We start from the raw sequence: 15,880 nt of genomic DNA, 5'->3' as shown, positions 1-15,880 counted from the left end.
CACAAAGGCTTTCGAGCCGCTTTTTAGTAGATACTTACCCAAGGACAAGGTCGTTAGCCTGCGCTACTAGGTATTTCGTACTACAGTGATTTCACATGATCAATATTTACCAAGCTTATCGAGCCGAACAAATCAAAGCAATTACGCGACTGTCAGGTATATCTGTGCAGTCACTGGCGCAGTGGGTGGAGCGACTGCAAATACAAGTCGGCCCGCCGTACCTACCCTGCAGTGCATACCAACAAACACCCGCAGGGCAGATATGTCTCACTAAAGCGTGATACGCAAGCATTGTGAGTAGCGCAGTTGCCTGATTACCCCACCACTATGTTGCGTCGGCGAATAGACTGTGTTTTGCACACGGCCACATATATGCAATCTCAACCTTAACTTAAATCACACCCGGAAGGCAGCGACCAGGATTTGGACGGTACCATGTACTTAAAGCTGCTGGGTACGGGAATGCTTTCACCGGTTGCGCTTTCGATGGCGTTGATGCTCTTTAAGTAGTTATCGAGTTTACTTTTTGTTGCTGCGGTATCATTGTTAATAATCCAACCGATTGCGTCTATAACGTTGCCGTAATAGTCCTGTTTGATCAGCACTTTCCAGTACTTCTTCGGTGTTGGTGTACCGTGGGAGCTTAAGAAATAATTGTTTTTCACACCGGCAGACCAAACCGGGCCGCCGAGCACGCGGATGTCGGTATACTCACGGTAGCATTCGGTAATTTCTTCGGTTTTTAGCCAGGCGCCCTGATTCATCTGACTCACCTGCGGCAGGATATTTGTCATGTAATTTGCGCGCTTGATTGCGGTAGCACTGAAGTCCATATGATTGGAGGCGACCATGTGACCGCGATCGTACCCGGAGTGGACGGACTCGTATGATTTGGTTGATTTTTGCTGACAGCTGGCACTGATGTACGGATCGGTAGTGAAAGCAGATGGCCGACTTTGATTGCCGGAGTCTGACCATAATAAGTAGTCGAATTTAACCGCAGATCGCTTATTGCAATCGATCCACAATTTGAAGTAGCTGTAGTTGTGGCTTACCACAGCGGCTTTGGCTGGCAGTGTGGCCACGAAAGTCAGGATGAATCCACAAATCAAAAGCGCTTGCTTGTTCATAAATAACGTCTCTCGGGTTAGGGGAGGCGCTATTAAAAGGTGACTCTGTGACAGAATTAGAGACGAGCAATACGTATTTCTCATGTGCACTCAAGGCGATATACACAATTGCAATATTTCGAAATGCGTGAGTGTTTAGCGCCGAAACACCGCGGCCTGCGGCGGATTTAAGCCCTCGCCAGATATCACTAATATCGATGAATTTTTTATTGCATCGGCTCGCAATTTACACAAATTATGACAGTGCGCCATCTGGGTCCGACGGGTGCACCCGCTGGCACTAACCTGGAGCCGCTTTATAAGCTAGACTGCATGTATTAATGACGTAATCTTCTCTTGCCCAATCTATGCTTCGATCAGCTTCGCTATTACTCCTTACCTCGCTACTGCTCGGCTGCGCGCCAGAGCTGCGTAAAGGGCCTTCGGGCGCCAATCCCTTTCGCGTTGAACAACTCAACTTACCGGCCTTTGAGCTAGCGGAAGGGCCAACATGGGATGGAGAGGACCTGCTGTTTTTTACCGATATATTTGCCAGCAAACTGTATAAATATAATTTGCGCACTGGGGAGCTGGCCACCGAACAGGAAGCAACCCACGCCGCCAATGGTATGGCAATGGACGACACGGGAAAGCTTTGGATATGTACTCAGGAGCTTGGTCGCATTACGCTGTACGACCCAAAAACCGCAACCTTGCGCCCATTACTACGTGGCTTCCAGGGGAAACGCTTCAATCACCCCAATGACATCACACTGGACGATCATGGCGGCGCCTATTTTACGGACCCAGCCTGGGACCCGGTAAAGCATCGTCATCAACCAGTTAACGGCATCTACTATGTTGGCCACGACGGTGAAGCCCATTTGCTCGACGCCAATCTGGACAAACCAAACGGGATATTGTTGAGCAAGAACGGCAAATTCCTGTATGTGGTCGACATGGGGACCAACGCGTTCCTGCGCTACCCTGTTGTGCAACCAGGCGTTGTCGCTGAGCCAGAGGCGTTCGCTACCCTCAACACTGAAGGTGTTAGCGCGGCCGCGCCAGATGGGTTGGAGGAAGACGCAGACGGCAATATCTATGTGGCAACAGAAAACGGTATTCAGGTTTTTACACCCACTGGCCAGTTTCTCTACCGCGTGGCTCTGCCGCAACGGCCTACGAATCTGGAGTTTATCGATAGGGCACAAAAGGAAATGATCGTTACCTCGGCGAACTATTTATTTCGACTGCGCCGAGAATGAGTGCTGGGAGCGACTTCCAATAGCGACTTCTAATAACTATTTCTAGTAGCTACTGTTAGGAAGTTCTTTTGGTAACTTCTTTCGGTCACTACTTTTGGGAATCGCCGCCAAGAATAACGCCAACGAACGAATTCACAAAACCACACGTATAAATAGAGAAAGCCAACTCATACAGCGGCTGGACTGGGCTCGATTACGTCGGTGCCTAGCTGCCAACGGCTAACGAATCGCGAAAATGCTCTCGGTAGCGGCGGGACAAGCTCAAAACCTTACCATCTTTTAGCGTCACTCGGTGATCTCCCGTGTCCAGCGGTTCGATATGTGCGACCGCTCGACTGCTGACAATAGTCGAGCGGTGAATACGAATAAAACCAGGTGCAGGTAGCAGTTCGGCGAGCCGTGCCATGGTAATGCGCATGGGATACACCGCCGCGCCCACATGTAGATTGGCGTAGTTGCCTGCGGCTTCAACCCATTCTATGTCAGCTGTGTGGATTAAAAACTCTTTACCGAGCTTCTTGACCAGCAGTTGCTGGGGCGGACTTTCCTCCACGGGCACCGACTTTTCTCCCGTGGGTACATAGGTGGCCTCTCCACGAAGCCGCAACACCATAAGTCGGTAGCCGGAAATCACAAAGAGGATGAGGAAGTAGCTCATAAAGTCTTTGCGGAACTCGTAAAAAAGCACATACCACCAACCAGCGTCGAACGGCTGATACAGGCTACCCGCAAGCCAGTACCACAGCTTGCGCAAGGCCATCATCGTGAGCACATGTACCAGTGAAAACGGTATGGTTAATAGCAGATGTAACAGCGCCTGCTGATACCAGGGTTTATTTTCTATCCAGCGGGGCAGGACGATTGTCATCGCCCAGATCAACAACAGAATCGCCGTTGTGCTGGTTAACTCCCAACACAGAGGTTCCCAGATTGGCAACGGGCGCCCAAAGCTGGCCGCGTCCATCAACACAGTTGTGGTGAGTACCAACACGTTGAGTGCGCCCCAAAGAAGCAGCAGCACCGTGCACCAAAGTCGCTGGTGCATCAAAAAATGCTGCTTGAATTTATCCGCCCGTTGGACCTCTGTCATCTGTAAGTTAACCCCACGCACCACACTCGTCCCAGTGGGCTTCCGGTTATCACTATTGCACGTAAATCAATCACTTAGCGCTACCTTTTAGCATGCTCCGCGACCACCATGCGCTGGTATTTCTGACCACGATTGCGGGACATTCTGTATGCAAAATATGCGTTATCACGAGTTCGACTGGCTGCGGGTTGGCGCTTTTGCGCTGCTCATTTTCTACCACACAGGGATGTATTACGTCGCTGATTGGGGCTGGCATTATAAAAGCCTTCACCAAAGCGAGAGCTTACAGTTTCTGATGCTGTGGTCCAACCAGTGGCGAATGTCGCTGCTGTTTATTATCAGCGGTTTCGCTGTCGCCACAATGTTGCAGCGCAAAAAGCCCAGTCGCTTTTTTATTCAACAACCCACACGCCTGATTGTTCCACTCATTTTCGGCATGCTGGTTGTTGTGGTTCCGCAGGTATACATAGAAGCAGTGCACATTGGGCTGATCGAGCGCGGCTACAGTTACCTGTCATTTTGGGGTGCCTACCTGGATCAAGACTCTCCTTTGTTTGAGGGACATAAAACCATCGACGACCTCCATATCACCTGGAACCATCTCTGGTATCTCCCCTATTTGCTGACCTATTCACTTGCAGCCGGCGCAGCGTACTATGCGATGGGGTCGCGCCTGCGGGCGTGGCTACGGCTTGTATTATCGCAATTCCCCGCCTGGATTACCGTTGTGCTGCTGCCGGTTATCCTGCTCAGTTTAAACAGCCGCTGGCTGTACGAGGATTACCCGCCAACCAACGCCCTGTTTGGCGACTACTTTAATCACGGCCGCTATGGCATAGCATTTCTATTCGGCATACTCATTTACTCGCAGCCAAGGTGCTGGCAATGGATTAAGCACCTACGGCATGCGACACTTCCGATGGCCATCCTCACTTATGGGTTTATTGCCTTTAGTTTTTCTGGCGGTGAACTTGGCGAGGGCGCTCTTGTCGAGTGGCTTACAACGGGATTATGGGCACTGAACAAATGGCTTTGGTTACTGACTATTCTCGGCTGGGCGCAAGTAATTTTTTGCCGCGAAAACCGCGCGGTACAATATTTAAACCGCGGGGTTTATTGCTACTACATTTTGCACCAAACCTGCATTCTGGTATTCGCGTTTTGGCTTCGCCCTTACGATCTGCCGCCGGGTATTGAAGCCACTGCGCTGATTCTTCTCACGCTAGCCAGTTGCGCGTTCGCCTACGAGCTTCTTCGTCGAATTCCGGGCGCAGCCTTTGTTTTTGGTATTCCGCGGAAAAAGAATGAATCTTCCAACAGGTTGTTAACACCCCAAACTACCGTTTAATTTCAAGACCAAAACGCCCTGCTTTAGGGCGTTTTAGTGTAAGGTTTTAATACGAGGAAAATATAAAAGTATTTCGCGCCATTTTTTTTAAAATGGTTGTGCCAGATAAAAAAATTGTGTCGCAAATGAATTAGAATCGCCGCGATTTTAATAACAAGGAAATGCGCCATGCTTAACTCTCCTCTTTCACATGCAAACCAAGAATTTTCATCTCCCGTCATCGAAGGAAATTGCAGCTTTCAGATTGTGGATAACACCTTATATCTGAATGTCGATAAAGTGTTAAATAATCGTCCCGTTGGGGATGTAAGCGGAACCTTAGCCGTAGAATTATGGGGATTGCGACAGCCTTATAGCGGCGGCGAGTTTGATGGCGTTGCACTGGCTGGCGCTTACGTCGGAGAAATTTTTGGCCAGCATTTTCTGGGTAGCAATATGTTTGAAGTGCCCTTTAGTGAGCCGCCTGTGGGCACTTGGCACCTGACGCTGATGTTGCGCGAATGGACGCACAGTGGCTTTGTAACCCGCGACTACATTAATTTCCCCGTTCCCTATGTTGTTAATTGGGTACCGGAACTGGTGCATAAGTCCCAAGGCAAAATAATTAATTTACCCGTCGATAGAGAAGCGAAATCGGCGAATGTCGAAAAAGAAATTACGTTGCGCGAAAACGCGCAGGAGGAGAAAATAATTTCTCCAACACCCGCAGACGAAGAAGCTTTAACACCTAAAACAACTGCTGGCGAAAAAACTGAAAAACTTGAGCCCGCTGAAACTGCATCGATCAAAATACCAACCGCTGATGCGACACAGGCCAAAACAGCACCTGCAGAAAAATCACCTTCAGACACCGCACCCGCGAAAACAACTTCCACAGAAACAAAACCAGCTTCCCAGGTTAAATCCTCACCAATAGGTGCGCCGAAAAAATTAAAAAAAGTCGCCAAGGCGAAAGCGATTGAACTCGTTAACGTGAACAGCGCCTCGCTCGCGGAAGTACAAAACCTCAAGGGCGTATCCACTGCACTGGCTAAAGAAATCATCGCCCGCCGCCCCTACAAGGAAACCGGAGATCTTCTGAAAGTAAAAGGGATGGGAGCCAAGTTACTGGAAAAACTGCGTACCAGTATTACTATTTAATACGTTATATAACCCATTAAAAAGAAGCCGCCCCCTTATCGTCGCAATCGCGCCGATAGTTGGCCCTAGCTACCTGGGTCACCCGTACGGTTGACCGCCGCAACAAATGCCATCAGCAAACTGCGCGCGCTCACCTGGCCCAGGAACTTTCCGTCTTTGCGGACCGGCATACGCCGGCGACCTGACGCTAAGAGTTTCTGCGCTGCGTCCACGATATTTGCGTGATCGTCCATAAACTGGATGTTGCCTGCAAACATGAAATCTGCAACAGTGCCGCCGCCTTCCCCATAATAGCCGGTTTGGATAACCGCTTTCAGACAATCCAGCTCAGAGACGATTCCCACCACTTCGCCCTGAGCATTTAATACGGTTCCCCCGGTAACTCTTCTCTCAACTAATACTTGAATCGCTTCATAAATATCGGTTTCAGGCGAAAATATCACGGGGTTAGCCGTCATATAATCATCTGCGTCTACGGAATTGAGCATTAGATCCAACCTCTAAGTTTGCCACTACAGGCGGACGAATCCGTTGAGCCTGCTGACGGCGCCAGTTGAAGGGTTCTTCTTTTAGCCTAGCTGGATATTTTTCATATGTTGCAGAGTTGATGCGTAAATTGACATATCCGGAGCCAACAAACCCGGGCCTGGAGCCCGCCTGTGGCGAAGATTGGCTTACCAGTGGTTGCTTTCTCGACTAGCCAATGGAATAGTTTTGCTACTAAACTGTTTGTTCGGTTATTAGCCTGGGGCGGAGCCTTTCAGCAGCAAGACCGCACATCCTATAACAACGCTAAAATATTCCAAAAAATATGAGAAATCCGTTGCGCTACACCCTTTTGGCATTCTTGCTTGGCCATCTTGGCATCGCTCAATCCGCTCCCTTAACCGCAGATCAGGATCACGCACAGCTACTTCACGTGTTGGGCATTGAAAACCTGCGCCGCGGCGCTGACGGGAATACCGATTCTCCCTTCGCGGCAAATACAGATGAGGCCAAGGCGAATACTGCACTGGACTCTCTGCCACCACTACTTACTAGCGTCAGCGGTCAAGCCATCGCAAGCGCCACCGACTGGGAGGCTAACCGGCCAGCATTGCTCAACACTTTTTCTCAGGAGATATACGGCTATGTTCCCGGCGGTGCGCCGGAACTGCACTGGAAGGCAGGTTCCACCACACCAATTGACGACAGCGGCACCAGTGCGATTCGTCAGCATTTCACCAGCACCCTCGTTCACCCAGAGAATGCAGCACTCAATCTCTCGCTAAACTTTACCCTGGTCCTGCCGAAATCTAACAAGCCCGTACCGGTGGTAGTAGTGATGAGCTTCGACCCTGGCATTTGGGAGCGTTTCCGCGATCGTATGCCCGCAGAGCGCTACGCCCAAATACAGGCGGACAATGCCCGCTGGCGGGAGCAGGTTGTTAATGCTGGCTGGGGCTACGCGGAAATTATTCCTACCGAGTTCCAGGCCGACTCGGGCGACGGCTTATCACAAGGTATTATCGGATTTGTTAACAATGGCAAGCCACGCAATCCCACCGACTGGGGTGCATTGAGGGCGTGGGCTTGGAGTGCATCGCAAGTACTCACTTATTTGCAAACCGATAGCCGGGTTGCAGCAGACAGAATCAGTGTCCACGGCCACTCGCGCTTTGGCAAGGCGGCACTGGTCGCCATGGCTTTCGATAATCGATTCGCCGCGGGATTTATCAGCTCTTCCGGCGAAGGCGGTGCAAAGCTCTGGCGTCGCAACTTTGGGGAACAAGTGGGTAACCTTGCCGGCGCCGGAGAGTACCACTGGATGGCAGGTAATTTCGTCAAGTATGCAGGCCCGAAGAAAGTTAACGACATTCCCGTCGATGCGCATCAGTTACTCGCGCTCTGTGCTCCACGCCCCGTGCTGGTGAGCGTCGGCAGCCAGGGCGAGAGTTGGGTCGATCCGAAAGGTATGCTGCTCGCGGCCTACCATGCCACGCCGGCTTACGCGCTGTTCGGCGAACAAGGCGTGACCCAAAACGAGTTACCGGCGGTGGGCAACGGGTTACTTGCAGGTAAACTTGCCTTCAGGCAGCATGAAGGTGGACATACACCTGCGCCCAATTGGGAAACCTTTATCACCTTTGCAACGCGCCAGTGGGCAAGCCCGAACAGGCTCAAGTAAGCCCCGTCAAAACCTAATAGAAATTTGCGCCAGCGCATAAAGTTGGCTGTTTTTGCGGGTGTTTTCGTGCCAAAAACCCCGCATTGAGTATGCTATAGGCAACCCAAGGTTGGGATAATAATAATGATTATAGCGCCACACCTCCTTTCGCCAGCCCAGCTATCGCCGGGCCATAGCGCGATTAGTCAATCGCATATAACGATTTATGCGTCAGCATTTGCCGGTATATTGACTACACTTATCAAAAACCCTTTTAGATGCTTAGGGTCACTTCGTTAATGCCTGCTACCCGTTTGAAAAACCTCCACGCCTTATCCCGGTTTGATGCCACTCTCGGCCTGCTGGCCCTGCTGTCGATTATTTGCGTGCTTACCCCAAAGGATATTGTCACCCGTAAGCTTGAAATTCGCCCGAGTGAATACCAGGCCAATATCGCTGGTGATAGCTATTCCGGTGGCAAAAGCGAAGCGTCCTGGGTTGACGAAAAGGCGCGCCGCTGGCGCTGTATTCTGAGCGACGCAATCTATGCACCCTACTGCAGCTTCCAAATAAGTACCATTAACGAAAACTGGCGCGGCCTGGATTTACGTGCGTTTAACAAAATGACGATTGTTGGCGAATACCTTGGCGAGGCCAACTACATCCGGGTTTACCTGCGCAACCGACACCCACGCTACTATGTGCTGGGTGATGAAACTACAACGAAATATAACCAGGCCGAGGTTCCCATCGCAAATCTGCGCAATGGTGTAGGTGTGCGTCTGCAGGACTTCGAGGTCGCAGACTGGTGGCTGGTACAAAAGAAAATTCCGCTGAAGGAGTCGCACCCGGAGTTCAACGATGTTATTTATATCGAGTTCCAAACCAGCTCAGCACTTCATTCGGGCACCCATGAAATACAGATCGAAAAAATAATCTGGCAGGGCAATTATATTTCTAACGAAACCCTGTACCGGGGGATCGCACTGGTTTGGGCGGCGACGATTTTTCTGCTGCTACTGCTGCGCTTAACCCGCCTCAAGGCTGAACTGCAAAGCACACGCAACTATCAGAATGAGCTCGAATCCATCAACAAATTGCTGAACCTGCAAAACAAGCAGTTCGAGGACCTCGCTAAAACCGACCAGCTCACCGGCCTGCTCAACCGCATTGGCATACGCGAGCCTCTGCTCGCTGGCTTAAACGCCTGGAAACACACCCAAACCCCAATGGCATTCGTGTTGATTGACCTGGATTACTTCAAAATGGTCAACGACCGTTACGGCCACGATGTCGGCGACCAGGTACTGCGCAAGAGCGCGGAATTAGTACGCAGCAACGTAAGAGAGTCCGACTATGTTGCCCGCTGGGGAGGCGAAGAGTTCCTTTTGATGCTGCCAGACACCAGCTTGACACAAGCCGAGCAAATCGCCGAAATGTTGCGCTCCAAACTTGAAACAGCACAGATCCATACCGCAACCACTATTACGGCCAGTTTCGGCGTGGCGGCGCTTAAAGAGGATAACCTGGACAATTTATTCAAAGCCGCCGACGACGCACTCTATAAAGCCAAGCAAAACGGGCGCAATTGCGTCTACACCAATGGGTGAATGGCATGACCGAACACAGCTCCAATAAATCGACTCTACTACCTGCCATTTCGCGGACGGAAGCCTTATTGGGGATGATCGCCTGCGTATCCATCATTCTGATTTTCGCCCCCAAAGACTGGATTCAACGCAGCCTTGAAATCTATCCACAGGATTACGAGGCGGTGCTCACCGACGATACCTACTCGAACGGCAACAGTGAGGCCATCTGGCTGGACGCAGACAAGCAGATCTGGCAGTGCAGAATGGGTAACAAGTTTCGCAGTCCCTATTGCAGCATGCGCCTTTCTTTATTCGACGATAGCTGGAGCGGGTTGAATTTAAGCGACTACGATACGATGACCATCTGGGCCAGCTACAGCGGCCCAAGCGATTCATTGCGGTTCTATTTGCGCAACCGTCACCCGGACTACTACCAGGTGGGAGACGACACCAGTACCAAGTACAACATGGTGGAAATTCCAGTGGAACAACTCGATACCGGCTTTACGCTCAGTATGGCTGATTTCAACGTGGCTGACTGGTGGCTTGTCACCAAAAAAATTCCCCTGGAAAAATCCCATCCGGAATTTAACGACGTCGTTTTTCTCGAAGTGCAAACCGGCTCACAAGCAACCTTTGGCGACCATACCATCCGCCTGCGCAAGGTGCTCTGGCATGGCCACCTGTTTTCGGATGAGACACTCTATAAGGGTATGGTTATCGCCTGGTGTGTACTTATATTCTTTCTACTCCTCTACCGGATGATCCACCTGAAGCTGGAGTTGCGCCGCAATGTAAAACATCAGCAGGAGCTGGTAGCTATTAACAAATTGCTCAACCTGCAAAATAAGCAGTTTGAGGATCTTGCGAAAACGGATCAATTAACCGGTTTACTCAACCGCATTGGCATCCGGGATGTTCTCTACGACGGACTGAATAACTGGAAGGAGCGGCGTACACCCTTCTCCTTTGTGTTAATCGATATCGATCACTTTAAACAGGTTAACGATAGTTTCGGCCACGATGTAGGCGATCAGATCCTTAAATTGACCGCGAAACTTTTAGCGGAAAACATTCGCCGGTCTGACTTCCTTGCACGCTGGGGCGGAGAAGAATTCATTCTGGTTTGCCCCGACACCGATTTATACCAGGCGCAGGTGTTGGCCGAGCTGCTACGCAAAAAACTTGAAGATGCACCCTTGCATCCTGAACGGCAAATCACCGCGAGCTTCGGTGTCTCCGCGTTATCCACGCCCAATCTGGACGACTTGTTTAAACGCGCGGACGCCGCGCTCTACGAGGCCAAAACCCAGGGCCGAAACAAAGTGTGCGCGGTAGCAGATACCGATGCAGATTAGATATTAACTTGGCAATGAAAATTACGAAGTTAATAGGCAGGATCAACTGTTCAATCGCCAGATTAAAAGTGAAGGCTTGGCTTTCCAGAGGGTTCGCCCCAACCACTTCGAGTTAATAAATTACACACATAAAAAAGCCCGGCAACGGAGCGCCGGGCTTCTGTTATTGATAAGCCGCCAAAGTATTACAAAGCGACAACACTGACCTGGTCGAGGTAGATTCCCGCCGCTTGCGCCGGGCCACCGAAGTACATGGACACTTCAGTCAGGTTACATGCCGGCAATGTTACGCTGCCAGCCACTTCAGTCCAATCGCTTTCGTTAACTTCTGCGGAACCCGCCCAGATATACTCCTCTGAACCATCGTCACAGGCCACTTTTACAGTGATATTCATCGCTTCGGCACTGCCCGCATCGACGCGTGCAAACGCTGCGATGTCGTAGCTGGCGCCAGCGGTAACACTGCTGAGCAAGCTGTACACGGGGCCTTCCCAATCGCCGGTACGCGTGGTCAGGTAAGCGGAATAACTACCATCGTACGCCTGATCCGCAGAGCGCTCCAAGGTACCACCCCAGCTAATCCAGCCGTCCAATGACTCTTCGAAACTACTATTAGCAACGAGGTTGCCCGCGGGCGGTTCTACAACCGCGCCTTCCTGCCACACCACGACGTCGTCGAGCAGAATATCAATACCAACTGCTGGCCCGGAAAAGTAAACGACAGCATCCATCGGCTCGCATGATGTGGTAGTGACTACGCCAGACAACTCGGTCCAGCCGCTCGAGTTAACCTCAGCCTGACCACCCCAGAGATATTCCTCAGAACCGTCCGCACAGGTTGTTTTCAAGGTGATGTTAGCGGTCGCTGTGGCCGCGCCATCAATTTTGATGAACGCGCTAACATTGTAGTCCGTGTCTGCAACAACGCTCAGCGGATACACCGGACCCTGCCAGTCGGCGGTACGACCGGAATGCAGAGCACTCTGCGCGCCGGTGTGAGCATCGTCACTCACAGAAAGAACGCCACCCCATACCTGCCAATCGTTGATGCCAGCTTCGAAGTCGCCGTTAATGACCAGATTGGGTACGCTCGGTGCTTCACCGGAGATGAACACGTCGTCCAGGTAGGTATCCACACCCACTGCCGGGCCGTCGAAATACAAGGTCGCTTCGGTGAGATCACAATCAGACGGCAAGGTGACAGCGCCGGAAAGCTCGGTCCAATCGGTGTTGTTGACCAGTGTGGATGCCAGCTGGTGATACGCGGACTCTCCACCACAGGTCGTCTTCACCGTGATATTCAGCGTGTCTTGCGAGACGCCTTGCACCATGCCCCAGGCCGTGATTTCGTACTCCCCGCCAGCGCTGGCAACTGAGAGTAAATCGAACACCGGACCTTGCCAGGACGCGGTACGCGAGGACAAAACGCCAGCCGCGGAACCGGAATGTACGTATTCGTCACTGGTACCTAAGGCACCACCCCAAGTAGTCCAGCTTTCGGTACCCAGCTCGAAACCACCGTTCAGGTGCAGGTTGCCATCGTCGACAATATCAAGCGCATCCGAGGCTTTGTTATCACGACGTAAATACACCTCGTCGATTAACATGTTTACATCTGCAGCAGGTCCTTCGAAGTACAGGGTTGCATCCAGCAATTCACAGTCAGGCACCAGCACGCTTCCACGCAGCAAGGCCCACTCGCCAGCAGTAACGTTGACATTGCCAATGTTCAGATAGGAATCGTCTTCACCGGCACAACTGACTTTGAGAGTTGCACCAATTCGTGAGTCGGCACCTTCGGCCTGCACCCAGGCGAACATATCGTAGATATCGCCCGCTTGCACACCTGCCGTTACGTTGGTGGCGGGGCCCTGCCAGCTGTCAGTGCGACCAGTGACGTATCCGCTTTGAGCGCCGGATTTAACATTGTCTGTAGTGGTTTCCACAACCGCACTGCCAAAGCCGAACCAATCGTAAGCGCCATCCTCGAAATAAGGGTTGGTCACCAGGTTTTCAGAGAAACCTTCAGCGGTTGGAACCAGCACCTGCGGACGTGCCACTACGCTGTCTACCTGTATTGAGGTACCTGCGCGCGGGCCATTGACCAATAAATCGACTGCTTCAATCTCACAGTTCGGCAAGGTCACCGTACCACCAATTGTTTGCCAGCGGCCAAAGGTCGCGAACGCGGTTTCCAGGTTGGTCAACTCTTCAGTGCCATCAGAACACAGCGTGCGCACGTTCATTTCCACGGTATCGCCACGGGCCAGACCGAATAAACGCGAAAGTAAGGGCACCAGTGAAAGCTGAGGTATTTTGACTTGCGAGCTTATATCGTAACTCTGACCTGCCAGGGCAACGTCAGAAAAGTCGTAGCTCGCTCCCGCTTCACGTGAGCCACGGCCGATAACCAGCATCGAATTGGCTTGTGGCTTACCTACTGCGCGAATGCGATGTACATCCGCATTTTCACCTGTCCAGCCCTGCACGCCGCCCTCAAATTCGCTGTTGGCGACGAGGTTTGGCAATGGGCTCTCGTCTGGCTCAACGCCCATGAATCCATCCAGCATGCCGTAATAGGCGGGCTTGCGCTGGTTATCATCGTCCCAGGCGAGAGCAGCGTCTTCGCCAAAGGTGTAGTTAATCCAGGAGTTTTTGTCTGACACACCCCAGGTGGTCACCGCTTCACAGCGGCGCACCGCCATACAGGCACTTACCACGCGATGGTAAACCTGTCGCTGAATAGCGATGTTGGTTTGATAGTCCCAGGGTAAATCAGCAACACGCACATCCAACTCGCTGATGTTTACGCGTAAACCTAAATTAGCGAAGCGCGACAAGTTAGCCACTAGCTCGTCGTAACTGGGCGCGGTAGCAGCGGTCAAATGCATTTGAAAACCGACGCCATCGATGGGCACCCGGTTATGCACCAGGCCTTTAACCATCTCGTAGACTGCATCGGACTTCGCGTTGAGGCCCGCGATGTTGTAATCGTTGTAGAACAGCACTGCGCGGCGATCTACCGAATGCGCTGTGCGAAAAGCGTTCGCAATAAAATCAGCGCCGAGGGTGCGGTACAACACAGAATCTCGATACTCTGCATCGTCGCCCATGGCTTCGTTTACAACGTCATAAGCGCGGATTTCACCGCTGTAGCGCGACATAACTGTCGTGATGTGATCGTCGATAAGCGATTGCAGCTCGTCGGCGGAAAGGTCGTCAGTCACAAAACCTGGCGCTTGAGAGTGCCAAACCAATGCGTGACCTTTATAAGCCAATTCGCTTTGGCCCGCGAACTCGACCATCTGGTCGTGGGTGTCAAAATTCCACACGCCCGGTGCGGGCTGCAAGGGCCCCCACTTGCCGGAGTTTTCCGGGGTCATGTAGTTAAATTCGCCGGTGACGATATCGACAAACTGCTCGTCGTTGGTCACCAGTCCGTAGCCTGCTGCCACACCGACTAAACGGCGGGACTGCTCAGCAGCATCGGCCAGTGTTTCCACTTGGCCCGGTGCAGGACGGGAAAGACCAGGAAAGAGTAACTCTAAAGAAAAATCGGATGTTGCCATAGCTGCAGAAGGGAATACCCCCAACGCGAGCATAGCGAGCCCGAGACGCTTGGTACGAAAGCGCATAGCGAAAGCCTCCTAAAGGACAATTGAAATCCATGACGTTGATTTGCACGCCAACATTCTATTTTCTAATTGTTGCGGTTTTTTGCCGCGAGACACCGCAATTAACTGCATTGCGGTGGTGACTCCTTGATGTCCCAATAAGTAATATTCGCTACCCTTGTCGAAACACCGACTATTATTTCTTTTCTGGCGGTGTAACTATTGCCGCCTGTCGGGTATTTCAAGCTATAGAGGAAACCATCCATGAAGCCTTCACAATCACGATCCATGGGCAAAATAAAACCTTGTTTCTATCGCAGAATCTTCGTTCTGCTTCTCATTTTATTCAGTGCCGGCTCATACGGCGCAGACTCACCATGGAATGGTAAAAGTGCTGCAGTGTCGCTCACCTACGATGACGCACTTGGAGTGCACATCGACAATGTCGCTCCCGTACTTGCACAAAATGACCTCTTAGCGACTTTCTATGTAACCTCAAACTCGTGGCCCTTGCGATCCAGACTGGATGATTGGCGCGCCATAGCGACAAGCGGTCACGAATTGGGCAACCACACTTTGTTTCATCCCTGCGCTGGAGACAAACCAGGGCGCGAGTGGTTGAACAAGGAACTCTATCTGAATGAGTGGAGCGAACAACGCTACATAGGTAATCTTAACATCAACAACACCCTGCTCCAGGCGCTGGACGGAAAAACCGAACGCAGCTTCGCCTACCCCTGTGGCGATACGGAAGTTGCAGGTAAATCCTACGTGGAAACTATTACACCCATGTTTACTGCTGCCCGCATGGTTGGCGGAACGCCCCCCACAATCGACAAGGTGGATCTGATGCGTATCCCATCTCATATGGTGATGGGCGATTCTGCCGAGAAATTGATTTCCCTGGTGGAAGCCGGAATAAAGAACCACACTTGGGTGGTATTTTTATTTCACGGCGTGGGTGGCGAGCACGGCTTAAACGTGTCTAAAGAGGCGCACGCTGAACTGGTGAATTACCTTGGCAAACATAAAAAAGATGTCTGGATAGCGCCAGTGACTGACATTGCAAATTATGTGAAAGACAAACAAAAAGCAAAAAAATAGATCTTCATTCTAAAGACTGGTCGACAAGCAATTACGCGCGACCAGTCCGCTGATAATTTTTCTATATCCGACAGACTTGCCTCATACCCACCGCCAGCGAAAATCCGCTGACCT

At 51.5% G+C, this 15,880-nt stretch carries 12 protein-coding genes; 8 read left to right on the top strand and 4 right to left on the bottom strand.

The window, feature by feature from the left end:
• Positions 1-386: 386 nt before the first annotated feature.
• Positions 387-1,130: a DNA/RNA non-specific endonuclease gene (locus tag TERTU_RS02300; protein ID WP_015820393.1), complete on the bottom strand. Its 744-nt coding sequence runs from the start codon at positions 1,128-1,130 to the stop codon at positions 387-389.
• Here TERTU_RS02300 and TERTU_RS22425 point away from each other — a divergent pair.
• On the top strand, positions 1,096-1,173 hold the full coding sequence (locus TERTU_RS22425; RefSeq protein WP_413470527.1) for a hypothetical protein: 78 nt from the start codon (positions 1,096-1,098) through the stop codon (positions 1,171-1,173). The two genes, TERTU_RS02300 and TERTU_RS22425, sit on opposite strands and share 35 nt — an antisense overlap.
• A gap of 304 nt (positions 1,174-1,477) precedes the next feature.
• Positions 1,478-2,374: an SMP-30/gluconolactonase/LRE family protein gene (locus tag TERTU_RS02295; RefSeq protein ID WP_015819451.1), complete on the top strand. Its 897-nt coding sequence runs from the start codon at positions 1,478-1,480 to the stop codon at positions 2,372-2,374.
• 205 nt (positions 2,375-2,579) lie between these two features.
• On the opposite strand, the gene TERTU_RS02290 is transcribed toward TERTU_RS02295, so the two are convergent.
• Positions 2,580-3,464 (bottom strand): LytR/AlgR family response regulator transcription factor, encoded by an 885-nt coding sequence (locus tag TERTU_RS02290; RefSeq protein ID WP_015818938.1) that lies wholly within the window; start codon positions 3,462-3,464, stop codon positions 2,580-2,582.
• 148 nt (positions 3,465-3,612) lie between these two features.
• Here TERTU_RS02290 and TERTU_RS02285 point away from each other — a divergent pair, with 148 nt between their 5' ends.
• Complete coding sequence (locus TERTU_RS02285) at positions 3,613-4,812, top strand: acyltransferase family protein (protein ID WP_015818727.1); 1,200 nt, start codon at positions 3,613-3,615, stop codon at positions 4,810-4,812.
• 168 nt (positions 4,813-4,980) lie between these two features.
• The gene (locus TERTU_RS02280) at positions 4,981-5,952 is read left to right on the top strand and encodes a helix-hairpin-helix domain-containing protein (protein WP_015820122.1); all 972 of its coding nucleotides are present in this window, start codon (positions 4,981-4,983) and stop codon (positions 5,950-5,952) included.
• Between the two features lie 65 nt (positions 5,953-6,017).
• Here TERTU_RS02280 and TERTU_RS02275 read toward each other — a convergent pair whose 3' ends face one another.
• Entirely contained in the window at positions 6,018-6,440 is a 423-nt protein-coding gene (locus TERTU_RS02275; protein ID WP_015819641.1) for a CBS domain-containing protein, read from the bottom strand.
• A gap of 323 nt (positions 6,441-6,763) precedes the next feature.
• Here TERTU_RS02275 and TERTU_RS02270 point away from each other — a divergent pair, with 323 nt between their 5' ends.
• The 3 genes from TERTU_RS02270 to TERTU_RS02260 all read left to right on the top strand — a co-directional run bounded on the left by TERTU_RS02270 (position 6,764) and on the right by TERTU_RS02260 (position 11,048).
• A complete protein-coding gene (locus TERTU_RS02270) occupies positions 6,764-8,119 on the top strand; it encodes a glucuronyl esterase domain-containing protein (protein WP_015818687.1) in 1,356 nt (451 codons plus the stop codon).
• Between the two features lie 278 nt (positions 8,120-8,397).
• Entirely contained in the window at positions 8,398-9,708 is a 1,311-nt protein-coding gene (locus TERTU_RS02265; RefSeq protein WP_015819615.1) for a GGDEF domain-containing protein, read from the top strand.
• 5 nt (positions 9,709-9,713) lie between these two features.
• The gene (locus tag TERTU_RS02260; RefSeq protein WP_015819048.1) at positions 9,714-11,048 is read left to right on the top strand and encodes a GGDEF domain-containing protein; all 1,335 of its coding nucleotides are present in this window, start codon (positions 9,714-9,716) and stop codon (positions 11,046-11,048) included.
• Between the two features lie 185 nt (positions 11,049-11,233).
• Here the strand turns inward: TERTU_RS02260 and TERTU_RS02255 are convergent, their stop codons facing one another.
• Complete coding sequence (locus TERTU_RS02255) at positions 11,234-14,683, bottom strand: endo-1,4-beta-xylanase (protein WP_015819505.1); 3,450 nt, start codon at positions 14,681-14,683, stop codon at positions 11,234-11,236.
• Between the two features lie 267 nt (positions 14,684-14,950).
• Here TERTU_RS02255 and TERTU_RS02250 point away from each other — a divergent pair, with 267 nt between their 5' ends.
• Entirely contained in the window at positions 14,951-15,766 is an 816-nt protein-coding gene (locus TERTU_RS02250) for a polysaccharide deacetylase family protein (RefSeq protein ID WP_041590023.1), read from the top strand.
• Positions 15,767-15,880 lie beyond the last annotated feature (114 nt).

The organism is Teredinibacter turnerae T7901 (assembly GCF_000023025.1).
In the GTDB taxonomy this organism is placed as follows: domain Bacteria; phylum Pseudomonadota; class Gammaproteobacteria; order Pseudomonadales; family Cellvibrionaceae; genus Teredinibacter; species Teredinibacter turnerae_B.
Note: the sequence above shows the minus strand (reverse complement) of the source record. Positions and strands in the feature narration are given on the sequence as shown.